Consider the following 22,531-nt stretch of genomic DNA (forward strand, 5'->3'; position numbering starts at 1 on the left):
CGTTTTTTATTTGGCGTAGCTGACGTCCACCACCGGCTCCGCTTGGGCGCCGATTGCAATCGGGGCGCGCCATTTTTCCAGCCACGGAATCAGCTGATCGCCCGGGATCGGACGGCTCATGAAGTAGCCCTGCCCCTGGTCGCAGCCCAGTTCCGCCAGCAGGCGCCATACGGCTTCGCTCTCAATCCCTTCCGCCACCACGCGCAGGCCCATGTTGTGACCAAGGTCGATGGTCGAACGCACGATCTTGGTGTCGCCTTCGTCCTTCTCCATATTCAGCACGAAGGACTTATCGATCTTCAGCTCATTCACCGGCAGGCGTTTCAGGTAAGCCAGCGACGAGTAGCCGGTGCCGAAATCGTCAATCGACAAATCGAGGCCCATGGAACTCAGGCGCTCCAGCGTATTCTGGGCGCGCACCGGATCGTCCATGATGGCGCTCTCGGTGATCTCCAGGCAGAAGGAGCCCGGCGTCAGCTTGTGGCGCGCCAGCAGGTCGGCAAATTTGGCCGGCAAGTCCTGGTCCAGTAAATCGCGGGTGGACAGATTGACCGACACTTTCAAATGATGGCCTTTGCTCGCCAGCTCGCGGCACAACTCGGCCGATTTCTCCATCACCCAGCGTGTCAGTATGCGGATAAAGCCGGTCTGCTCGGCGAACGGAATGAACTCGTCGGGGAACACATTGCCGCGCTCCGGATGCACCCAGCGCACCAGCGACTCCATGCCCACCACGCGGCCCGTTTGCAGCGATATCTTGGGCTGCACGTGCAGACGGAACTCGTCGCGCTCGATGGCGTTGCGCAGCTCCGTGAGCAGCGACAGGCTCTTGGCGCTGCCCTTGTCCATCGCCGCGTCATAGACCACCGCGCCGTCGTTGCGCTGCTTGGCGGTGTACATCGCCACTTCGGCCATGCTCAGTAAGGTCTCGCCGTCGTCCGCATGTTCCGGATAGCCGGCGATGCCGAGGCCCGCGCCGATGTCGACCATCTGGTCTTCCAGCGACAGCGGCGTCTCCAGTGCAGCCAGGATTTCAGCCGCCATCATCTGCGCCGAATCGAGATTGGTGGCTGGCAGCAGCACTGCAAATTCATCGCCGCCCAAACGCGCCACCTGCGCCGACGATTGGCGGCGATTCGCCAGCAGTAGCTGCAAGCGGCCCGCCACCTGGCGCAGCAGCGAGTCGCCGAAGCTGTGGCCCATCACGTCGTTCACGTGTTTGAAGCGATCCAGGTCCATCATCAGCACGAACAAATCTTCTTCGCGGCCGCGTGCATCGTGCAGCGCGTCGTTCAGCAGCAGCACGAATTGCGCGCGGTTCGGCAAGTTGGTCAGCGTATCCCAGTACGCCAAGCGCCTGATTTCCTGTTCGCGCTTGGCGATACCTTCGCGCATGGCGTCGAAGGCGTGCGCCAGCTGGCCGATTTCATCCTCACGCCGGCTGTCGATGACGACTTTGTAATCGCCGCCCTCCAGCCGCTTGGCGGTCACCGCCAGCTCACTGATCGGCTGCGCAATACGCTTGGCTGTGAACACGATGGCAATCGCCGAGGCGATGATGCCGCCCAGCGTCAGGCCGATCAGCCAGCGTTCGAGGCGGCGATATTCGGCGGTAGCTTCGTCGATGGAGCGCGCCAGCACCACGCTGGCGTTCTGGCCATTGTCTTCGCCGATCGACATCAGGCGCGCACTGTATTGGGTGGTTTCCACCATGATGTCGAACGGGCCGGCAGGTGCGGCTGGCAAGGCTTGCAGCTGGTCGACCACGGCCTGTGCCGAGGGTCCGACAAAGGTCGAGCCGACCGGCAGCCATTTGCCTTTCGAATCGCGTGTCAGCACCGAGGTATGCAACGAGGTGACTTCGCGCATGTCGTTGGCCAGTTGGCGGTCGATCGGGAAAGTCATCACAATCCAGCCGATAGTAACCGGAGCCTTGATCGGCATGGCGACGATCTGGAATGGGCGGTGATCGACAATCGCGACACCGATAGCGCCGTCGGCGGCTTCTGCCGCGTCCAGCATCGACAGCGCTATTTTTTCCAGGCCGGCCGATTGTGCCGGATTGGTGGTGGCGCTGATCTTGCGGTCATCGCCAATCAGCATCGACAGCGAAGCCTTGATGCGGCGGCCGCTGTTGGCCAGCGCCGATTCGATGGTGGCGCGGTCGCTTTCATCGTTATTGCCGATGGCCGCCACAAACGCCGTATCGCGCGCCAGCAGGCGCGCGCCGAAACGCAAGCTTTGCGCATTCTGGTCCAGCAGGCGGCGGAATACCTTGGTGCCGTTATTCAGCTCGGAACTGATGGCGGTGCGCGCGTTGTTGTCGATGCCATGCTGGATCACTACCAGGCCAACCACCTGCACCACCACAATCAGGAACAGGAACAGCGTGACGATGCGGCTTTCGAGGCTACGAAAGCGAAAACGTGTGCTCAGGTACGTCCAATTAAAGACTGGATGCGGCATCGTCCACCACCACTGGCTTCATCGGCAATTTAAAGACGGCGGTGGCCAGATCACTACCCGCCTTCACGGTCAAAGTCTGCTCCGGCGTGGCGCCGCCCAGCGTGTTGTAGTGCCAGGCCTTGACCACGTATTTGCCGCCGGCCGGCAGCTCAATGCGCGCCGCGCCAGAACCGTCGGTTTTGGCGAAATACGGCGTGTCGACGATTTTGACGTAAGCGAGCATTTTGTCATGAATATTGCAACCAAGCACAACTGTACCCGCTTTATCGAATACTTGCGGCGAAGCGGCCTGGCCGGAATACAGTTTCTGGTCGAATTTGTGGGCTGGCGAGAACGAATAGATGTGGTGCCGGACCTTGTCGTTGTTCGGGAAGTTAATCGCCGCGCCGACCTGCACCACAGTCACCAGCGGCAGGAACTTCAAGCCTTTCTGCTCGATTTGCGCGCCGCCTGGCGATTTGGGCGCCGGCGCGCCGCCTTCCGGCTCCACGTAAATCACAGTATCGGGCAGCACCTTGCCGGTCGCGTCCTGCACCTGCACCACAATCCCGGTCGCGCCGGCGCTACTGGCGCCCAGCAGGGTGCAAACAAAGGCTAAACGGCGTTTAAAACGATGCATAAAGTTCCAGTCCTGAACAAAACATTTCCATAATTCATCATGACGTCATAAATGTCCACTAAGATCGTACAGTTAAACCGATATTTAGCAAACTCCAGCCCGTGAATTCTGCACTCCAGCCGGCCACCGGCGCCACAGTCACTTACCTGAAACCTCGCGAAGAAGATGAGGAGGCCGTGTTGCGCGCGCATTTACATGACATCCTGGCACGTCGACAGCTGAGTGCGCTGTTCCAGCCGATTGTACACATGCAGACGGGCGAAATCATCGCCTATGAAGGATTAATCCGCGGACCATCCGACAGTCCGCTGCATTCGCCGATGAATTTATTCAAGGCGGCGCGCCTCAACGGCCTGACGGTGCAGCTGGAACACTTGTGCCGCAAGGTGGTGCTGGAGCGCTTTGCCGAGCTCGGCCTGCCAGGCAAGCTGTTCCTCAACGTCAGCCCGGAAAGCCTGCTGCAGCGCGACGCGCGCCACGGCGAAACGCTGGAAGTGATCCACCAGATCGGCATCAACCCGGACCGCGTGATCATCGAGCTGACCGAAAACCAGCCCACCTACGACTACGACCTGATGCGCGAAGCGGTACTGCACTACCGCAAAATGGGTTTCCAGATTGCTATCGATGACCTCGGCGAAGGCTTTTCCAGCCTGCGCCTGTGGTCGGAGTTGCGGCCCGAGTTCGTCAAGATCGATATGCACTTCATCCAAGGCATCAACCATGACCCGGTGAAACTGCAATTCGTGCGCTCGATCCAGGAAATCGCCGAAAAATCCAACACCCGCGTGATTGCCGAGGGCATCGAGACGCAAGCCGAGTTGCTGGTGCTGCGCGACGTCGGCGTCGCTTATGGCCAGGGCTACCACCTGGGCCGCCCGCATCCGACTCCGGCCCGGGCCGCGCCAGCGGAAGTGGTCAAGACACTGTCGCGCAACGGTGTGGCGGTGTACCCGCAACGCGCCGCCGACAAGCAAGCGACGATCTGCAAGCTGCTGCATGAGGTGCAGGCGGTGCCGTCAAGCATGAACAACAACGAGGTGTATGAGATTTTCCAGCGCAATCCAGACTTGCTGATTATTCCGGTGGTGGACGATGGCGAACCGCTGGGCCTGATCAGCCGCTTCGTGATGATCGAGCACTTCGCCCGCCCATACGAGCGCGAACTGTACGGTAAAAAGTCCTGCCGCCAGTTCATGGACCAGAAACCGCTGATCGCCGACACCGGCACCAGCTTGCAGGACCTGAGTTTCCGCATGGCGCAGGCCGACGCCCATCACCTGTTCAACGGCTTCATCATCACCGACCAGGGGCGCTACCTCGGCATGGGTACCGGCCACGACCTGATGCGCGAAATCACGCAGATGCAGATCCACGCCGCGCGCTACGCCAACCCGTTGACCCAGCTGCCCGGCAATGTGCCGATCACCGAGCATATCGACCGCCTGCTGGAAAGCAGCACGCGCTTCTGGGTCTGCTATTTCGACCTCGACCACTTCAAGCCGTTCAACGACGTCTACGGCTACCGGCGCGGCGACGACGTGATCCAGCTAACCGGCAACCTGCTCACCAGCCATTGCGACCGCGACCGCGATTTCGTCGGCCACATCGGCGGCGACGACTTCATGGTGCTGTTCCAGAGCGAGGATTGGGAAGCGCGCTGCCAGGCCATTCTGGAGGAATTCGGCCGCAACGTGCAAGACTTTTACAGCACCGAGGACCGCGAGCGCGGCGGCTACATCAGCGAAGACCGGCAAGGCAAGAAGGTGTTTTATTCGCTGATGAGTTTGTCGATCGGCGCGATCCGGGTCGAGCCGCAGCAGTACTACACCCACCACCAGATTGCCACGGCAGCGGCGGAATCGAAAAAGCAAGCCAAGAAAGTCTACGGCAACAGCCTGTTCCTCGACCGCCGCCAGCGCTGATCACTCCACCAGCCGGCTTGGCGGGACGGCCACCGCCGGATGCGAACGCCACCATGTGCGCACCAGCTCCAGCCCGCTCTCCACGGATTGCGGCGTCATCGCCAGCTGCATTTTGCTACGGTTGCTGAGCGCCGCGCCATCGCCGCCCTGCGCCGACAGCGTCAGCCACATAAACGATAGCAGCGGATCACGCTGCACCCCGAGGCCGTTGGCATACATCACACCGAGGTTGTTTTGCGCGCTGGCGTCGCCCTGCTCAGCGGCGCTGCGGTACCAGACTGCGGCCAGTTCATCGTTCTGACTGACGCCGTGGCCGTTGGCATACATCACCGCCACATTGAATTGCGCGCTGACCGCACCCTGCTCCGCCGCCCGCCGATACCATTCCAACGCGCGGCGGTCGTCGCGGTCGATGATGCGGCCGTGCGCGTACATGGCGCCGAGGTTGTACTGCGCCAGCACATGGCCGGCCTCAGCGGCGCGGTGATACCAGACCAGCGCCAGGTCCTCATCGCGCTCGATGCCCCGGCCCAGCGCCAGCATCAGGGCCAGGTTGAACTGCGCATCGACGTCGTCCTGCTCGGCGGCGCGCAGCATCCATGATACGGCGCGGGGCAGATCGGCCGGCACGCCCAGCCCTTCGGCGTAGGCCACGCCGACCAGCCGCTGCGCCGCCGGGATGTCGCGCATCGCCGCTTGCCGGAACCACGCCGTGGCCTGCATTTCGTTGCGCGCCATGCCTAGGCCAAGCTTGTACATCAGCCCGAGGCGCAACTGCGCCTGGGCGTCATTTTGCAGCGCGGCTTTGCGGTACCACGCCAGCGCCAGCGGATAGTTGCGCGGGATGCCGCGGCCGTCGGCATAGCTTTCGCCGAGCAGCGTCTGGGCGCTGGCCAGCCCCTGCTCGGCGGCGCGGCAAAACCAGCTGAAGGCCATTTCATCGCTGCACACCAGGCCGCGTCCCTTGCGGTACATCTGGCCGAGGTTTTGCTGGGCCGATGCCTCGCCCTGGCGTGCGGCGCTGCGGAACCAGTGCACAGCAAGGTCATCGTCCGGCTCCACGCCGCGTCCGTAGTAGTAGATGGCGCCCAGCTGGTTCTGGGCGTAGGCGATGCCTTGGGCGGCAGCCTTGCTCATCCAGCGGAAGGCTTGCGCTTCGTCGCGCGCCACACCGTCGCCGCTTTTAAACATGCGGCCGAGATTAAATTGCGCATAGGGACAGCCGCGTTCGGCGGCTTGCAGAAACCAGCGGTAACTGTCGTACGCGGCTTGGGGCGAGCAGAGCTTTTTCACGGGACACCTCTGACCAAAGTTTTAACAATCTTGATCAAAGTGTAAAACGCGCCACCCTTCAGGGTTTGCGCGCGCTCAAACGCGCCATGATGAAATGCTATCGATTATTGACCAGCGCGCTTTTTGAGGAACTGCGGCACTTTGGCGGCCGCCAGTTTATTGACGGAGACCAGCAAGTCGGTGTCGACCTGGCCGATGCCGTGATGGGAGCGCAGGTGGCGGCCAATGTGGATCAGCACTTTTGCCGCCACTTCGGCATCGGCCTCGGCCCGGTGGGCATTGCCGCCAAAGCGGATGCCGAGCGAACGCGAAAGGTCGCCCAGCTTGTAGCTGCTCAGCTCAGGGAACACGCGGCGCGATAGTTTGAGCGAGCACACCAGCGATTGATGGCGCGGCGTGAGGTCCAGCTGCTCGGCCTCGGCACGCAGGAATTTTTCGTCAAAGCTGGCGTTGTGCGCCGACAGCGCGTCGCTGCCAATAAAATCCAGCAGTTGCGGCACCACTTCGCCGACCGGCGGCGCGCTGTTCACCATCGCTTGCGTGATGCCGGTCAGGCCGGTGATGAAGGATGGGATACGCACGCCGCAATTCACCAGCGACACGTAACGATCGACGATTTCGCCGCCGACGATGCGCAGCGCCGCCACTTCGGTAATGCGGTCACCCATTGCAGGCGACAGCCCGGTGGTCTCAAAGTCCAGCATGACGATGGCTTGATCGAACATGGCTTATCCGAACTTACGCACGGCATCCAGCGCCAGGCCGGCGCCGATGCTGCCGAACAGGTCACCCTCGACCTTGCGCGCCGACGGCACCAGCGCACCGATGCGTTCGCGCAGCTTGAGCACGCCGCTGGAACCGCCGGTGAAGAACACCGTGTCCACGTCTTCGGCTTTCACGCCGGCGTCGCGCAACAAATTAGTGACCGTGGTTTCGACCGAGCCGACCAGGTGGTCAATGGCGCCGTTGAACTGGTCGCGGTTCAGGTCCAGCGTGACCGGCGGGGCCAGGCGGTCCAGCTCCAGCTGCACTTGCGGGGCGCCGGACAGGGCGATCTTGCCCTCTTCCGCCTTCATCGCCAGCCAGTGACCGGCGCGCTCGTCGATCAGGCGCTGCAGGCGCTGCAGCTTTTCCTGTTCGCCCGAATCACGGATCAGGTCGGACAGCTGGGTCCACATTTTCTTGGTGTAGACCTGGTTGATGGTGTGCCACGTGGCCAGGTTGAAGAAGTAGCTGGACGGGACTTCGCTGTTATTGCGCAGGCGGCTGCCGTAGCCGAGCAGCGGCATGATGGACGACAGGCTCAGGTATTTATCGAAGTCGGTGCCGCCGATGTGAACGCCGCCGTTGGCCAGGATATCGTCGCGGCGTTCGGCTTTTTTCGCGCGCTCGGGCGATAGGCGCACCAGCGAAAAGTCGGAAGTACCACCGCCGATGTCGGCGATCAGCACCAGTTCTTCGCGGTCGATTTGCGACTCGTAGTCAAACGCAGCGGCGATCGGTTCGAACTGGAAAGCGATGTCCTTGAAGCCGACCGAACGGGCCACTTCGCCCAGCGTGTCTTGCGCCAGCTGGTCGTTTTCCTTGCTGTCGTCGATGAAGTGGACCGGGCGGCCAAACACGGCCGAGGTGAACTCACGGCCGGCAGCGCGCTCGGCGCGATGCTTCAGCTCGCCGATAAACTGGGCCAGCAGCATGCGGAACGGCAGCGCGCGGCCACCGACCTCGGTCTGGCCGTCGATCAGGCTGGTGCCGAGCAAGCTCTTCATGGAGCGCATCAAACGCCCCTCGTAGCCGGCCAGGTATTCACCCAGTGCGGCACGGCCGTAGGTAACCTCGTCGTCATCCGCGTTGAAGAAGACGACCGATGGCAAGGTGGTCTTGCCATCCTCGAGTCCCAGCATCACCGGGTGGCCGGGACGCACCCAACCAACGGTGGAATTGGACGTACCGAAATCAACGCCGCAAGCAATGGCCATCTCGCCCCTTCCTGTAAATAAGGGGCGGGATTTTATCAGAAATAGCTCTTTTTTGCATTGTTGCCACGGGTGGAGCACCATTTCTTTGCGGAAAGTCGATATTTATTGCCATTGGGTAAGTTTTTAATTATTCTAGATTACCTGAAAAGAATGCACGCCCAAGGCTGCGCCCCTGAGACGATGACCAAATCCAAGCTGTCAGTTGAGCAATGCGCGACCGAGCTGAAAGCCGCTATCGCCGGCGAAAATCGCCGCGTGACGTCATATGATGTGGCGCAGTTGGCCGGGGTGTCGCAATCGGCGGTGTCGCGCTGCTTCAAACCGGGCGCCAGCGTCTCCAAGGACAAACACGCGGCAGTGATGCAGGCCGCCGCCCTGCTCGATTACATCCCCAACGCCGCCGCCCGCAGCCTGATCACGCGCCGCTCGAATATGGTGGCCGTGATCATCACCAACCAGGCCAACCTCTACTATCCGGAGCTGCTGGCCGAAGTCAGCCAGCAATTCAATGCGCGCGGCAAGCGCTTGCTACTGTTCACCCTGCAGCGCGAGAGCGATGTTGACCGCGTGCTGGCCGACGTCTGGCAATACCAGGTCGACGGCGTGATTGCCGCCGCCCGACTGTCGCCCGAACACATCGCAGAATTCGACCGCCGTCGCATGCCGCTGGTGCTGTTCAACCGCATGCTGCGCGACCATTCCGTCAACACCGTCACCTGCGACCATCTGGAAACCGGACGGCTGCTGGTGTCGCGCCTGGCCGCTGCCGGCCATCGCCAGTTCGGCATCATTGCCGGCGACGAAGAATTGAGCGTGGCCTACGAACGCCGGCGCGGCGCCTGCGAGCGCATCGCCGAACTGGGCTTGCCGGCGCCGGTAGTGGTGCCTGGCCAGTACGATTATCGCAGCGGCGCGCTCGGCCTGAAAGCCATCATCGCGCAGCTGGGCGCGGTGCCGGATGCGATTATCTGCGGTAGCGACCTGATGGCGATCGGTTGCCTCGACAGCGCGCGCCACGAGCTAGGCATCGACGTACCGGGCCAGCTGTCGGTGGCAGGTTTCGATGCGGTGGAGCCATCCAACTGGGTCAGCTACAACCTGACCACCTTGCGCCAGCCGATGCCGAAAATGGCGGCGGCCGCAGCCGACCTGCTGTGCGCGCGCATGGCGCATCACGATACAGAAACCGAGAAGCGCGTATTCAGCGCCCAGTTCATCGAAGGCGCCACCGCGCGCCTGACGCCGGTGGGCGCCCGTCTCGCGCCCGTCCGCACGGCTACCGGTTTGCCGCTGCCGGTCGCTATAATGTAGCGGATGAACCAGCCCAATCCCTCGAACTCTCCCCGCTTTACGCCGCAAGGCCTGATCCCGACCGCTGAGCAAACCGCCATCCAGCTGGCGCAGAACAAGGTCGTGCTGGTCGACGCCAACGCTGGCGCGGCCAAGACCACCACGCTGGCGCTGCGCATCGGCGAAGCGCTGGCGCGCGGTCTCGCGCCGGAGCAGATCCTGGCCCTGACCTTCACGCCGGAGGCGCGCGAAGTCCTGCGCCGCCGTCTGCTGGAAGTGGGCCTGGCGCGCGCGACAGTGGACCGCATCGCGGTGCTGAGCTTTGAAGATTTTTCGGCATGGATGCTGGACTTGAGCGACGGCGACAACGTGCGCCAGTGCAGCGAAGTGCGCGCCCTGAAGCACTACGCGCTGCAAGCCATGGACTATGCGGGCGAGCGCTACGCCGGTAGCGTCGACGGGCTGGAACTGCACACCCACAGCCTGGCGCTGAGCCAATTCCTCGATGTGCAGCTGAGCCTGAAGGCCACCATGGCCTTGGAATCCGACGTTGAATTCATGGGGCCGGAAGAAGCGGCCGAAGTGCTGGGCGTGCCGCTGACCGATTACCTGACCACCCTCGAATACGAGCGCCTGCGGCTGGACGGCGGCGCCGGCGCCGTGTTCCGCGGCCCGTTCGACGCCACCTACGACCTGGCCTGCAATCTGCACGGCGGCAGCCGGCTGGTCGACCAGTTCCCCGACTACCGGCTGCTGCTATGCGACGAGCTGCACGATTTGAACGAAGCCGCCTTCCGCATTCTGGATGCGCTGGTGGACCGGCCGCAATGCTATTTCGTCGGCGCGGGCGACAAGGACCAGGTGATCCACGCCAAGCTGGGCGCCAGTGAAGAGTACCTGAACCGCCGCTTCGCCGAACGCTACCCCAAGCTGCAGCGCTATCCGCTGACCCAGACCTATCGCCACGGCCCGCACTTGGCCTACGCCATGGCCGAGTTCAAGCAAAAGCAGGTGGAGTCCAGCCTGCCGCTGCGCACCGAGATCGGCCAAGCGCACTACGCCAGCGATGCCGACTGCGCGCAGCGCGTGTTGGCCGCCGTGCGCCAGTGGAAGGCCGACGGCTACGATATCGACGGCTGCGCCATCCTGATCCGCGACCGCCATCAATCGATGGCAATTGAAAACGCGCTGATCGAAGCCGATATCGACTACCGCACGCCCCCCATGGCCGGCTATTTGCAGCGCGATGAAATCCTGTTCCTGCGCGGCCTGCTGGCAATCGCGCTGAAAGACTTCGCCGCCGTGAAGTCCGAGCAGGTGCGCACCGCCATCGTGGACGCCTTGGTGGCCTTCAGCGAAATGAAATTCTCCGCGCGCAGTATGGACAATTTCAAACAGCAAATCGTGAAAAGCCCCGACCTGCTCGGCGAGCTGTTCCTGATGGAAGACGAGCGCCGCGACGGCGTTGCATCGAGCTATCGCGATGTCGCCAGCGAAGGCACCAAGCGTGCCGTGATCAGCGCGCTGGCCTGGCTATCGAGCATCGATCCGTCCACGCCAGCCGCCGCCGTCCTGACCGAACTGTGCGAGCGCGTGCAGCTCGCCGCCACCGCACGCCGCATCTTCGTGCGCGCCTACGATGCGGGTGTGATCACCAAATCCATCAACAGCCTGCTGGCAGCGGCAGCCAGCTCCGGCCAGAGCCTGGGCGAATTCTGGAGCGCGGTCAACGCGCGCGAAGCCTTCGTGCGCCGCAAGCGCGACCGCAAGTCGGTGCTGATCGAATGTGCGGCCAACGCCAAAGGCAAGGAATTCGACCACGTCATCTTGCCTTTCCTTCAAGAGGGCGAATTTCCCCATCCTTTGCAGCCCAAGCGCGAGGAAGAGAACCTGTTTTACGTGGCCGCCACCCGCGCCCGCGCGCGCCTGACGCTGCTTTCACCAGCCGACCCGGCGCAGCGCAGCAGCTTCATCGGACAAATGCGTTTGCCTAAATCTTCAGCAGCGGCCGAAGCCGCTTTGGAGCGCAATGAACGGGCGCCCGCCCCGGCCCCGGCCTCGCGCCGCTACCTGACGGCCGGCTTCCACGAAAAGGATCAGGTGAAAGCACTTGGCGCCAAATTCGACATCGCCCGCCGTGCCTGGTATGTAGAAAGTGATATCGATTTAAAGCCTTTTGCCCCTTGGTTGAAAAAATAATGCACGGTACCAATATTTCCAAGGGAAACCCTTATATAATACCGGTCGCGGCTGGAGGTACAGCCTCACACCCTTGTGTGTCCCACAAACAAAACCAATTCGGGAGTTTTACGATGAAAGCTAAAACCAATCTTCTGCTGGCAGCCTGCACCATCGCTCTGCTGAGCGCTTGCTCGACCCCAGCTCCAGCCCCTGCACCAGCACCGGCTCCAGCTCCAGTTGCTCCGGCACCAGCCCCAGCACCAGTAGCCGCGCCAGTACCAGCACCAGTTGCTGCACCACTGCCAGCCTACCTGGATCCAAACAGCTCGATCTACAAAAACCGTAGCGTCTTCTTCGACTTCGACAAATACACCGTCAAGCCAGAGTTCGACACCCTGGTTGCTGATCACGCCAAGTTCCTGGCCGCTAACCCGAACGTAGCGATCAAAGTCGAAGGCAACACCGATGACCGCGGCGGCGCAGAATACAACCTGGCCCTGGGCCAGAAGCGCGCGCAAGCCCTGATCACCGCCCTGAAAGTACAAGGCGTGAAAGAAGGCCAGGTAGAAGCCGTTTCGTACGGTAAAGAGAAATCGACCGGTACCGATGACGCAGCACGCGCTCACGACCGTCGCGATGACATCATCTACCCAAGCAAGTAATTATTTGCGGTAATATTGAACGCCCGGCACTGCCGGGCGTTTTTCATTGTGGCTCTCTCTTTTGAGAGCGGTGAAAAGTTGCTGTAGTAGTTAAGCTGGAAGTTTCCATTCATCCCCAATCAGGCGAAGGAAGTTTCATGAAGAATCTCACTACTGCTGCCGGCGCGCCGGTCGTTGACAACCAAAACACCCAGACCGCCGGTCCGCGCGGCCCAGTCCTGCTGCAAGATGTGTGGCACCTGGAAAAGCTGGCCCACTTCGCCCGCGAAGTCATTCCTGAACGCCGCATGCACGCCAAGGGTTCGGGCGCGTACGGCACCTTCACCGTCACCCACGACATCAGCCAATACACGCGCGCGGCGTTATTCTCGGAAGTCGGCAAGAAAACCGACGTGTTCCTGCGCTTCTCCACCGTGGCCGGCGAGCGCGGCGCGGCCGATGCCGAGCGCGATATCCGCGGCTTCGCCGTCAAGTTCTACACCGAGCATGGCAACTGGGACATCGTTGGCAATAACACGCCAGTGTTCTTCTTCCGCGATCCGCTGAAATTCCCGGACCTGAACCACGTGGTCAAGCGCGACCCGAAAACCAACCTGCGCAACGCCGAAAATAACTGGGACTTCTGGACCTTGCTGCCGGAAGCGCTGCATCAAGTCACCATCGTCATGAGCGACCGTGGGATTCCGAAAGGCTACCGCCATATGCACGGTTTCGGCAGCCACACCTTCAGCTTTATCAATGCGGCCAATGAGCGCTATTGGGTCAAGTTCCACTTCGTGTCGCAGCAAGGGATTGAAAACCTGAGCGATGCCGAATCCACCGCACTGATCGGCGTCGACCGCGAAAGCTCGCAGCGCGACCTGTTCGACGCCATCGAGCGCAAGGACTTCCCGCGCTGGAAACTGGCGGTGCAGATCATGCCGGAGGCCGATGCCTCCAAAGTACCGTACCACCCATTCGACCTGACCAAAATCTGGCCGCACAAGGATTACCCGCTAATCGACGTCGGCGTGCTGGAACTGAACCGCAACCCGGAAAACTATCACGCCGAGGTGGAGCAATCGGCCTTCTCGCCGGCCAACGTGGTGCCGGGAGTGAGCTTCTCGCCGGACAAGATGCTGCAATCGCGCCTGTTCTCGTATGGCGATGCGGCGCGCTACCGTTTGGGCGTCAACCATCACCAGATTCCGGTAAACGCGCCGAAATGCCCGTTCCACAACTACCACCGCGACGGCGCCATGCGCATCCTGCCAAACGAAGGCGGCAGCACGCCATACGAGCCGAATAGCCGTGGCGAGTGGACCGAAAGCCCGCAGTTCAAGGAACCGCCGCTGTCGCTGGAGGGTGCGGCCGACCACTGGAACCACCGCGTCGACACCGACTACTACTCGCAGCCCGGCAATCTGTTCCGCCTGCTGACCGCAGAGAAAAAGCAGCTGCTGTTTGAAAACACGGCGCGCGCCATCCGAGGCGTTTCGAAACCAGTCCAGCAGCGCCACATCGACAACTGCACCCAGGCCGATCCAGCCTACGGCGCCGGCGTCGCTGCCGCTATCGCAGCACTCGAAGCTAAATAAGCACTTATGCCGTAGCCATCACGCCCGAGCGCTGCAACAGCAGCACGCAGCGCTCGGACAGGTGCAACACCTGCAATGCTTTGCCGGCACGGGCATAGCGCTCGCTCAGCGCGGCCACGGCCACCACCGCCGAGTGGTCCGCCAAGCGCAAATAGCGGCCATCCAGCACCACCTGCTGCGGATCGCCTTGCAGATCAAACAGTTCATTGAAGCCCGCAACCGAAGCGAAGAACAGCGTGCCATGCGGCGTGTAGGTCTTGACGCTATCTGTCACCGTCGCCTCGGTACGGATCTCACGTGCGTGGCGCCATGCAAAGCTGAGCGCTGCTATCACAATCCCACACAGCACTGCGGTCGCCAGGTCGGTCGCCACCGTGATGACGGTCACGGCCACAATCAGCAAAGCATCGTGACGCGGCACCTTGCCGAGCACCTGCAACGAGCTCCATGCAAAAGTCTGCTGCGCCACCACCAGCATCACACCAACCAGTGCCGCCAGCGGGATGCGCTCGATCAGCGGCGATAAAAACAGTATAAACAGTAATATCATTATCCCGGCCACCGCACCGGAAACACGCGTACGGCCGCCGGAGCTGAGATTAATCATGGTCTGGCCGATCATGGCGCAGCCACCCATGCCGCCAAACAGGCCGGATGCCAGATTGGCGGCACCCAGCGCCACGCATTCGCGGTCCGGCAAACCGCGCGTGGCGGTGATTTCATCGGTGAGATTAAAGGTCAGCAGCGTCTCCAGCAGGCCAACCATGGCCATCAGCGCCGCGTAGGGCAGCACAATGCGCAAGGTCGCCATATCAAACGGCACCGCCGGCAAGGCAAACGACGGCAAGCCGCCGGCGATATGCGCCATGTCGCCCAAGGTATGCACCGGCAGCTGCAGCAGCCACGCCAACAGGCCAACGCCGAGAATCGCCACCAGCGCTGGCGGTAGTGCCTTGGTCACACGCGGCAACCAGTACACGACCATCATGGTCAGCAGCACCAGGCCGGCCATCCACGCCAGCGCGCTGCCTTGCAGCCATTGGCCATCCACCTTGAAATGTTGCAGTTGCGACCACGCAATCACAATCGCCAGGCCATTGACGAAGCCGAGCATCACCGGATGGGGCACCATGCTGACCAGCTTCCCTAGCCGCAGCACGCCAAACAGCAGCATGATCAGGCCGCTCAACAGCACCGTCGCCAGGAAGTATTGCAAGCCGTGCTGGGCGACCAGCGCCACAATCACCACCGCCATCGACCCGGCGGCGCCGGAAATCATGCCGGGACGGCCACCGAACAGCGCGGTTATCGTGCAAATAAAGAACGCACCGTACAGCCCGGTAAGCGGATTCAGGTGCGCCACCAGCGCAAACGCTATGCATTCGGGAACCAGCGCAAACGACGTGGTCAAGCCCGCCAGCGCGTTATGAGAAAATTTGGACAAGGGGAGTTTCTGCGGAGAACGATGCAAAAATGCAACAACGCCCTTATTTTACACGGGCAGTCTCGACTTCTCATCGTCATGGGTGAACTGGCGCACATTCAGAACTGGACTTGAGCAGGCACAATGGCGAGGCATAACCGATCAACTTAGCCAGTCAAACTACGCCATGACTACCCTGCACACCGCCAGCTACGCCCTGCAAAGACAGAAAATAGCCGTGGAACGGACGCTGTACGCCCGTTCAGCCGAAGAATCCCTGCTGGCGGCCCGCTGGGCCAGCGCTTGGCACAAGCTGGTGCAGCGCAAGCTGGATCAGGACCTGGCTGCCCGCCTGCCGGCGCGACGCGGGTTTGACGGTTTCCAACTTACCCCGCCCTCCCGCGTGCTGCATTAATTACGCTGCATAACGTTGCGCGGCAACTTGGCTGGCGGCAGGTACTTGATAGCAGCTGCCGGCGCGACGTTCCATGCCATCACGATCCAATACCGTCACGCAGCCGCGGCGATATGCAATTAGCCCTTCCTGTGACAGCTTGCCGGCCGCGCCAGTGATACTCTCGCGGCGCACGCCCAACATATTGGCGATCATCTCCTGCGTCACCTTCAGTTCATTGGACAGCGAACGGTCCAGCCGTTCCAGCAGCCAGCGGCACAACTTCTGCTCGATGCTGGTATGGCGGCTGCCCGCCACGCTCTGTGCCAACTGGGCAAACATCATGCTGGTGTAGCGCATCAGTTGCTGCGCCAACGGCCCACCGGTGTAGAACAGCTCGCGCAGCGTGGCGGTTTTCAAGCGATAGCCATAGCCGGCGGTTTGCACCACAGCAGCAAAACTGGCGCGTTCAGCGGGATTCAGGGCTACACCAACCACGCCCTCGCGGCCCACCACTGCGATCTCAGTGGTGGCGCCATCCTCCATCACGTACTGCAGCGAGACGATAGCGTTGGTCGGGAAATAGGTGTATTCGATGGCATCGCCGTAATCGAACAAGTGCTTGCCTTCTGCCAGCGCGACCAGTTCCAGGTTGCCAAACAAGGCCAGCAGATCCTCGCGCGTCAGCGCCCGCAGTAAATCGTTTTGTTGTGCGCCGATCAGGCTAACGGTATGGCTTGCGTTCATGATGTGCCCCTGAGGATGAATGTCTTTGATGTAGACACTATATCCAGCGGCCTAAGCCGCCGGTATAGGAGCACTTTGTAGTCTTATGTAGGCTATGAACATTGCAAAATGTCATCTTAGTCCTACGAAAAATCCGGGGTCAGGTCCTCCATTTCTACACGATCTCATCATTCAACCGTGATCTAGCACAAAGCCGACAGGAGGAAATTGGCTACGCTGCCCATATGACACGACCACTCCGACTTGAATACCCAGGTGCGCTCTACCACGTGACCAGTCGTGGCGACCGCAAAGCGCCCATTTTTCGTGACGACACTGACAGAGCGATGTGGCTGCAAACGCTAGGCGAGGTTTGCGGGCAATTCCAGTTTGTCGTCTATGCGTTTTGCCAGATGGGGAATCACTATCATCTGCTGGTGGAAACCCTCGATGGCAAGCTAGCCCGTGGAATGCGCCAGCTGAATGGCATCTACTCGCAGTATTTCAACCGCCGCCACGAATTAGTAGGACACGTATTCCAAGGCCGCTACAACGCAATTCTGGTTGAAAAGCACAGCTACCTATGCGAATTAGCACGCTACATTGTCCTGAACCCGGTTCGTGCCCACCTGGTTCGCTCTCCGGAAGAGTGGGCTTGGAGCAGCTACAACCACACCTACACCGAACTTCCAGCGCCAAGCTGGCTGGACGTCCAATGGCTACTATCCAAGTTCAGCTCGCCACACCACCACGCTAGAGAGTCCTATCGCAAATTTGTCCTGGCTGGCGTTGGTCTCGCCAGCCCACTAAAAGATACCTATCGCCAATTGATACTCGGCAGCGAGCAGTTCATCAAACAACTACAGTTACCTGCCGAAGTGCTCAACATCAATGGTGTATCAAAAGTGCAAAGAAGCTCGCTGGCCTTATCGCTCAAAGCCTACCAACAGCAACTCCCCGATCGCGACACAGCGATGGCCGAAGCCTACCGCTCCCATGCTTATACCCTCAGTGAAATCGCCCGCCACTTCGGCGTCTCTCTCACAACGGCGAGCCGCGCCGTAAAGAAGCGGCTCTGATAGCGTTGAGTTCGTGTAGAAATGGGGGACCTGACCCCGGAGTTTAGTAGGCGACGCGCAGTTGCAGGTAGGCGGTGCGCGGGGCGGCGGCCATGCGGCCGGCGTTGCCGTCAACGTTGCGGGTGTAGTAGCGCTTGTCCGTCAGGTTGTTGACGCCCGCCGCCACTTCGTAGGCGCGCTGCTTCCACGACAGTTGCGCGTTCCAGGTGCGGAAGCCCGGGATCAAGCCGACGCCGCCGTTTGCCGCTTCCGCCACGGTGTTGGCGGTGTCGGAATATTGCTTGCTCTGGTGCGTGGTCGACAGGTTGGCAGTCCATGCGCCGACGCGGTAGCGCGCGCCTATGGTGTCGGTGTTGCGCGAGTAGAATGGCACGTCCAGCCCCGCCGTGGCGCCCGATTCCTGGATCGCCTTGGTGTAGGTGTAGTTGGCGTAGACGTTCAGGCCCGCCAGCGCACTCGCTTCGTCAAACGAGTAGTCGACCGCAGTTTCGATACCGTCATGATTAGTCGCGCCGATGTTCTGGAAGGTGGCCGGCGTGATGCCAGGCACTTGCGCGATCTGGTTGTCGAACTTGAGCTTGAAGGCGGTGATCTCCGCGCTCAACGCCGCATCTTTCCAGCGCGCGCCCAGTTCCGCCGTCTTCGCCACTTCCGGCTTCAGCGGGTTGGACGGCGTTTGCGAATTCAACTGGGTATTCTGCACCGCGCCAAACGAGGTGGTGTAGTTGGCAAATACGGTCAGTGCGCGATGCAGCAGGTACGCCACATTCAGCGACGGCAACGCTTTATTATTGCCGGTCTCGAAGCTGGACTTGGCCGTCGCGTCTTCACGCGTCGACGCGATGTGCTCGTAGCGCACTCCCGGCGTGATGCGCCATGCGCCCAACGCGATGCGGTCGTCGATGTAGGCCGAGTGGGCATCGGTGCTATTGATGAAGCTGGTCGTTGCGCCATTTACGCCGGTTGCCACGCTCTGCGCATAGCTGTTATCGTCGCCGCGCTCGCGCAGATAGCGGTAGCCGACCGTGACGTCATGCGTCATGCCGCCGCCGTTGAAGCGCTGCGTGTAGCGCGGCTCGATGCCGGTCACCTGGTAATTGCGCGGCTGCCAGGTCACCTGCGTCTTGGCAGCATTGATCAGCGAACTCTGGCGGAAGCTCTCGTTGTAGTACGCCTTGACTTCAAACTCCTGCGTGGCCGAGATCGTATTCAGGTAGCCCACGTCCACGCCCTTGCGGTCACCGCTCCAGAAGTCGGTCGGGCGCGTGTTCTGGTACGGATTGGCGTTGTACTGCGCCACCGTCAGGCCGCCCGGCGTGTGTGACAGCACGTCGTAGTACGACACCTTGCCGTAAACCTCGCTGTGATGGTCCAACGGGTAGCGGAATTTCAGCGCGAAGTCGTTGACGCGCTCGCCACTGCCCTGGCGCCATTCCGAGCCTTCCATGCCCGAGTACATCAGCGCCACGCCCAGTCCGCTGGCAGCGGTGCCGCCCACAAACGCGCTGTACTGGCGATTGCTGCCGCCCTGGCCAAAGTCGTTATAACGCACAGTGGCATCGCCGCTGACGCCCTCGCCCTGCGGAATCGCACGGCTGCGGAAGTTGATGATGCCGCCGACGTTTTGCGGACCGTAGCGCACCGCACCGCCGCCGCGCACCACGTCGATCGATTCAATATTGTTCAAGCTGACGGGCGCAAACGACAGCTGCGGCTGACCGTATGGCGCCACCGCCAGTGGAATCCCGTCCAGCAGCACGGTCGAGCGCGGCGAGTAGCGTCCGGTCAGGCCGCGCACGCCGATGTTGAGCGAGATCGCGCTGCCCGCCGTGCCCGAGTTGTCGGTCGACTGCACGCCCGGAATCCGGCGCAACACGTCGCCGATATTGGCCGCACCGCTGGCCGCGATGTCCTCCTGATTGACCACCGTGCGCGCCCCGGCAAAATTCTTTACGCTGTTTTGCAGGCCGGAGCCCAGCCAGCTGCCGGAAACCTGGATAGATTCGATCGGCGTTTCATCGGTTTGTTGGGCGTGCGCAGCGGGCGCCAGCAACACGGCCACTGCAGCAGCCACTACGGTCAATTTGAATTCAGGCATGTGAAGAAAGCTTATTGATAAGCAACAACGCAAATGATAACACTTCTCATTCTCAATTTCCAGAGGAGCAACAGATCCGTTATAATTGCCGCATGCTCAAGCACCTCAAACGTCAAACGCTGCACTTGTGGATCGCCATCATGGCCGTCCTCTTTGCTGCGCTTGCGCCGACGGTGTCGCACGCGCTGGCTGCGTCGACTACCGGCGTGCTGGCGGAGATGTGCTCGGTCGGCGGCCCGGCCAAGAAGGCGCCGACCAATGTCATGCACGGCATGGAGCATTGCTCGTACTGCGCCACGCACGGCGGTTCGCCCGCACTGCTGCCGCCAGCATTGAATGGCTTTGCCGTCATCGGTGGCGACGATTTCTATCCGCCCCTGTTTTACACGGCGCCGCAGCCGCTGCACACCTGGAGCGCCGCCAGTCCGCGCGGGCCGCCCACCACTTCCTGATCGTTAGTCTTAGTTTCCGCTGTCCTCTTTAGCGAGGATCGCGGCCATCTTTACGCATCATCAGGAATACCATGAAAACCACTATGTCTCCACTGGCATTAGCGCTGCTGGCCGCGTTCGCGGCCGCCCATGCCGAAGACGCTCCTCAACATCAACTGGGCACTGTCACGATTACCGGCAATCGCCCTACTTCGCTGCCGACGCAAATTCCAACCACGATCGAAGGCATCACGCGCGAAGAGATCGAGCGTGACATCAACGCCACCGATGCAGAGGACGCGCTCAAATATCTCCCTAGCCTGCTAGTGCGCAAGCGCTACATCGGCGATTACAATCACGCAGTGCTGTCGACTCGCGCCTCAGGCACCGGCAACAGCGCGCGCTCGATGGTGTATGCGGATGGCATCCTGCTGTCCAATTACCTGGGCAACGGCGCGAGCTTTGCGCCACGCTGGGGCATGGTCAGCCCCGAGGAAATTGAACGCGTCGATGTGCTGTATGGCCCCTTCTCCGCAGCCTACGGCGGCAACTCGGTGGGCGCGGTGGTCGATTACGTCACCCGCATGCCGACCAAATTTGAAGCGCACGCCAAGCTGACGCTCACGCACCAGCCGTTCAAACTTTACGGCACCAACGATAATTACGACGGCAAGCAAGGCAGCTTCTCGCTCGGCGACCGCAATGGCGCGTGGTCGTGGTTCGTCGATTTGAACCGCACCGACAGCGAAGGCCAGCCACTCACCTTCCCAACGCGCACACTGGCCAGCGGCAAGGCAGGTACGGCGGGCACCCCGGTGACCGGTGCGGTGTCCGGCGTGGATCGCACCAACAATCCGTGGTACCTGCTCGGCACAGCCACGCAATACCACACCGTGCAGGACCAGTTCAAAGCCAAGCTGGCGTATGACTTCTCACCGACCATGCGCGCTACCTACACCTTCGGCTTATGGCGCAACGATTCCGAGGGTCGTCCAACCACCTACTTGCGCGATGCGGCTGGCCAGCCGGTCTACTTCGGCGCCATTAACATCGATGGCCGCAGCTACTCGTTGGGGAAGACCGATTTCAATCTGTCGAACGAAGACCTGCAGCACATCATGCACGGCCTGACGGTGAAGACCAACACCAAGGGCGTATTCGACTGGGAAGTGGCAGCCAGCCTGTATGACTACAACAAGGACCAGCTGCGCGCGCCCGTCAACGAATTGCCTGGCGCGCTATCCGGCGGCAAGGGCCGTCTCGTGAACCAGGGCGGCACTGGTTGGAATACCTTGTCTGCGCGCGGCGTCTGGCGTCCGGATGCAGCGCACGTGGCGGAATTCGGCTACCAGCGCGAGGCCTACAAATTAAGCAGCAAGGAGACGCCGACCGATGACTGGATCAGCGGCGCGACCGTCGGCGATCCAACCTCACGCTTTGCAGGCAAGACCGAAACCAATAGCTTGTATGCGCAAGACATGTGGAAGTTCGCGCCGCAATGGAAGACAGTGCTGGGGGCGCGCTTCGAGCATTGGCACGCGCACGATGGTTTGACGGGCAACGCCACTACGGCCAAGCCGCATCCGGAGCGCAGCGAAAATTATGTGTCGCCTAAGGCGGCGCTGGCCTACCAGGCTAGCGAAGACTGGGTGCTGAAAGCATCGCTGGGCCGCGCGGTGCGCATGCCGACGGTGTCCGAGCTGTATCAAGGTGGCCTCAACGCCGCCGGCCAGTTGACCAATAACGATCCGAACCTGAAGCCGGAAAAATCCTGGACCACGGAGCTAAGCGGCGAGCACAAACTGGCCGACGGCTATCTGCGCCTGACCGCATTCGGCGAGCGCACTGCCGATGCGCTGTACTCGCAAACCAATGTGCTGGTCGCGCCGATGGTGACCAACATCCAGAACGTGGACCTGATCCGCACCAAGGGGCTGGAAGTCTCCTACGCCGCCAAGATACTCGGTTTCGACCTGAGTTCCAGCCTGACGTGGACCGATTCGAAAATCATCCGCAACGACAAGGCGCCAAGCAGTGTAGGTAAATGGCAGCCGCGCATTCCGGAATGGCGCGCCACCGGCGTGGCGACCTATGAGTTCAACGATAAGCTCTCGGCCACGCTGGCCGCGCGCTACAGCGGCAAGCAGTATTCGACGCTGGATAATTCGGACATCAACGGCTTCGCCTACCAAGGCTCCAGCAAGTACTTCACGGCTGATACGCGCGTGCGCTACCGCTTCAACCAGCAGTGGAGCATGGCGCTGGGCGTGGATAATCTGAACAACTACCAGTACTGGAACTTCCACCCTTATCCGCAACGCACCTACGTCGCTGAACTGAAGTTCGACCTGTAAGACTTGTAAAAACCGAAGCGCCGCTGATTTTTTA

At 61.3% G+C, this 22,531-nt stretch carries 17 protein-coding genes; 9 read left to right on the forward strand and 8 right to left on the reverse strand.

Annotation, left to right across the window (positions count from 1 at the left end; all coding sequences use genetic code 11):
* Window positions 1-6: 6 nt before the first annotated feature.
* Window positions 7-2,466: a putative bifunctional diguanylate cyclase/phosphodiesterase gene (locus tag GTP46_RS06700; protein WP_161005820.1), complete on the reverse strand. Its 2,460-nt coding sequence runs from the start codon at window positions 2,464-2,466 to the stop codon at window positions 7-9.
* Window positions 2,447-3,085: a methylamine utilization protein gene (locus tag GTP46_RS06705; protein ID WP_161005821.1), complete on the reverse strand. Its 639-nt coding sequence runs from the start codon at window positions 3,083-3,085 to the stop codon at window positions 2,447-2,449. The genes GTP46_RS06700 and GTP46_RS06705 overlap by 20 nt, the downstream gene beginning before the upstream one ends.
* Window positions 3,086-3,264: 179 nt before the next feature.
* Between GTP46_RS06705 and GTP46_RS06710 the strand changes: the two genes are divergently transcribed.
* Window positions 3,265-5,010 carry a GGDEF domain-containing protein gene (locus tag GTP46_RS06710; protein WP_161005877.1) on the forward strand — a complete coding sequence of 582 codons (1,746 nt, stop codon included), beginning with the start codon at window positions 3,265-3,267 and terminating at the stop codon, window positions 5,008-5,010.
* Here the strand turns inward: GTP46_RS06710 and GTP46_RS06715 are convergent, their stop codons facing one another.
* The 3 genes from GTP46_RS06715 to GTP46_RS06725 all read right to left on the reverse strand — a co-directional run bounded on the left by GTP46_RS06715 (window position 5,011) and on the right by GTP46_RS06725 (window position 8,282).
* Window positions 5,011-6,303, reverse strand: a complete 1,293-nt coding sequence (locus GTP46_RS06715) for a tetratricopeptide repeat protein (RefSeq protein ID WP_161005822.1) — start codon at window positions 6,301-6,303, stop codon at window positions 5,011-5,013.
* Between the two features lie 104 nt (window positions 6,304-6,407).
* Window positions 6,408-7,028 (reverse strand): 3'-5' exonuclease, encoded by a 621-nt coding sequence (locus GTP46_RS06720; RefSeq protein WP_161005823.1) that lies wholly within the window; start codon window positions 7,026-7,028, stop codon window positions 6,408-6,410.
* A 3-nt stretch (window positions 7,029-7,031) separates the two neighbouring features.
* Window positions 7,032-8,282, reverse strand: a complete 1,251-nt coding sequence (locus GTP46_RS06725) for an Hsp70 family protein (protein WP_161005824.1) — start codon at window positions 8,280-8,282, stop codon at window positions 7,032-7,034.
* 180 nt (window positions 8,283-8,462) lie between these two features.
* Here GTP46_RS06725 and GTP46_RS06730 point away from each other — a divergent pair, with 180 nt between their 5' ends.
* The 4 genes from GTP46_RS06730 (at window position 8,463) to GTP46_RS06745 (ending at window position 13,992) form a co-directional block, all read left to right on the forward strand.
* On the forward strand, window positions 8,463-9,593 hold the full coding sequence (locus tag GTP46_RS06730) for a LacI family DNA-binding transcriptional regulator (protein ID WP_161005825.1): 1,131 nt from the start codon (window positions 8,463-8,465) through the stop codon (window positions 9,591-9,593).
* A 3-nt stretch (window positions 9,594-9,596) separates the two neighbouring features.
* The gene (locus tag GTP46_RS06735) at window positions 9,597-11,771 is read left to right on the forward strand and encodes a 3'-5' exonuclease (protein ID WP_161005826.1); all 2,175 of its coding nucleotides are present in this window, start codon (window positions 9,597-9,599) and stop codon (window positions 11,769-11,771) included.
* A gap of 113 nt (window positions 11,772-11,884) precedes the next feature.
* Window positions 11,885-12,415 carry an OmpA family protein gene (locus GTP46_RS06740; RefSeq protein WP_161005827.1) on the forward strand — a complete coding sequence of 177 codons (531 nt, stop codon included), beginning with the start codon at window positions 11,885-11,887 and terminating at the stop codon, window positions 12,413-12,415.
* Window positions 12,416-12,552: 137 nt separating this feature from the next.
* On the forward strand, window positions 12,553-13,992 hold the full coding sequence (locus tag GTP46_RS06745; protein ID WP_161005828.1) for a catalase: 1,440 nt from the start codon (window positions 12,553-12,555) through the stop codon (window positions 13,990-13,992).
* 4 nt (window positions 13,993-13,996) lie between these two features.
* Here GTP46_RS06745 and GTP46_RS06750 read toward each other — a convergent pair whose 3' ends face one another.
* On the reverse strand, window positions 13,997-15,436 hold the full coding sequence (locus tag GTP46_RS06750; RefSeq protein ID WP_229258820.1) for a SulP family inorganic anion transporter: 1,440 nt from the start codon (window positions 15,434-15,436) through the stop codon (window positions 13,997-13,999).
* Between the two features lie 166 nt (window positions 15,437-15,602).
* On the opposite strand from GTP46_RS06750, the gene GTP46_RS06755 reads away from it, so the two are divergent.
* Window positions 15,603-15,830, forward strand: a complete 228-nt coding sequence (locus tag GTP46_RS06755; RefSeq protein ID WP_161005829.1) for a hypothetical protein — start codon at window positions 15,603-15,605, stop codon at window positions 15,828-15,830.
* Here the strand turns inward: GTP46_RS06755 and GTP46_RS06760 are convergent, their stop codons facing one another.
* On the reverse strand, window positions 15,831-16,556 hold the full coding sequence (locus GTP46_RS06760; RefSeq protein WP_161005830.1) for a Crp/Fnr family transcriptional regulator: 726 nt from the start codon (window positions 16,554-16,556) through the stop codon (window positions 15,831-15,833). It abuts the gene before it with no gap.
* 101 nt (window positions 16,557-16,657) lie between these two features.
* Here GTP46_RS06760 and GTP46_RS06765 point away from each other — a divergent pair, with 101 nt between their 5' ends.
* The gene (locus GTP46_RS06765; protein ID WP_229258821.1) at window positions 16,658-17,614 is read left to right on the forward strand and encodes a transposase; all 957 of its coding nucleotides are present in this window, start codon (window positions 16,658-16,660) and stop codon (window positions 17,612-17,614) included.
* A gap of 43 nt (window positions 17,615-17,657) precedes the next feature.
* Here the strand turns inward: GTP46_RS06765 and GTP46_RS06770 are convergent, their stop codons facing one another.
* Window positions 17,658-19,712 (reverse strand): TonB-dependent receptor family protein, encoded by a 2,055-nt coding sequence (locus tag GTP46_RS06770; protein ID WP_161005831.1) that lies wholly within the window; start codon window positions 19,710-19,712, stop codon window positions 17,658-17,660.
* Window positions 19,713-19,804: 92 nt separating this feature from the next.
* Between GTP46_RS06770 and GTP46_RS06775 the strand changes: the two genes are divergently transcribed.
* Both GTP46_RS06775 and GTP46_RS06780 read left to right on the forward strand, forming a co-directional pair.
* On the forward strand, window positions 19,805-20,164 hold the full coding sequence (locus GTP46_RS06775) for a DUF2946 domain-containing protein (protein ID WP_161005832.1): 360 nt from the start codon (window positions 19,805-19,807) through the stop codon (window positions 20,162-20,164).
* Between the two features lie 71 nt (window positions 20,165-20,235).
* On the forward strand, window positions 20,236-22,497 hold the full coding sequence (locus GTP46_RS06780) for a TonB-dependent receptor (RefSeq protein WP_161005833.1): 2,262 nt from the start codon (window positions 20,236-20,238) through the stop codon (window positions 22,495-22,497).
* The last annotated feature ends 34 nt before the right edge of the window (window positions 22,498-22,531 follow it).

It is taken from the genome of Duganella flavida, from assembly GCF_009857445.1.
GTDB lineage: Bacteria > Pseudomonadota > Gammaproteobacteria > Burkholderiales > Burkholderiaceae_D > Rugamonas > Rugamonas flavida.

What these genes read in the sequence shown, in the direction of transcription:
- GTP46_RS06725 (WP_161005824.1), bottom strand. Translation starts at nt 8,282, where the DNA reads ATGGCCATTGCTTGCGGCGTTGATTTCGGTACGTCCAATTCCACCGTT.
- GTP46_RS06780 (WP_161005833.1), top strand. Translation starts at nt 20,236, where the DNA reads ATGAAAACCACTATGTCTCCACTGGCATTAGCGCTGCTGGCCGCGTTC.
- GTP46_RS06755 (WP_161005829.1), top strand. Translation starts at nt 15,603, where the DNA reads ATGACTACCCTGCACACCGCCAGCTACGCCCTGCAAAGACAGAAAATA.
- GTP46_RS06775 (WP_161005832.1), top strand. Translation starts at nt 19,805, where the DNA reads ATGCTCAAGCACCTCAAACGTCAAACGCTGCACTTGTGGATCGCCATC.
- GTP46_RS06700 (WP_161005820.1), bottom strand. Translation starts at nt 2,466, where the DNA reads ATGCCGCATCCAGTCTTTAATTGGACGTACCTGAGCACACGTTTTCGC.
- GTP46_RS06730 (WP_161005825.1), top strand. Translation starts at nt 8,463, where the DNA reads ATGACCAAATCCAAGCTGTCAGTTGAGCAATGCGCGACCGAGCTGAAA.
- GTP46_RS06720 (WP_161005823.1), bottom strand. Translation starts at nt 7,028, where the DNA reads ATGTTCGATCAAGCCATCGTCATGCTGGACTTTGAGACCACCGGGCTG.
- GTP46_RS06760 (WP_161005830.1), bottom strand. Translation starts at nt 16,556, where the DNA reads ATGAACGCAAGCCATACCGTTAGCCTGATCGGCGCACAACAAAACGAT.
- GTP46_RS06705 (WP_161005821.1), bottom strand. Translation starts at nt 3,085, where the DNA reads ATGCATCGTTTTAAACGCCGTTTAGCCTTTGTTTGCACCCTGCTGGGC.
- GTP46_RS06770 (WP_161005831.1), bottom strand. Translation starts at nt 19,712, where the DNA reads ATGCCTGAATTCAAATTGACCGTAGTGGCTGCTGCAGTGGCCGTGTTG.
- GTP46_RS06745 (WP_161005828.1), top strand. Translation starts at nt 12,553, where the DNA reads ATGAAGAATCTCACTACTGCTGCCGGCGCGCCGGTCGTTGACAACCAA.
- GTP46_RS06740 (WP_161005827.1), top strand. Translation starts at nt 11,885, where the DNA reads ATGAAAGCTAAAACCAATCTTCTGCTGGCAGCCTGCACCATCGCTCTG.
- GTP46_RS06735 (WP_161005826.1), top strand. Translation starts at nt 9,597, where the DNA reads ATGAACCAGCCCAATCCCTCGAACTCTCCCCGCTTTACGCCGCAAGGC.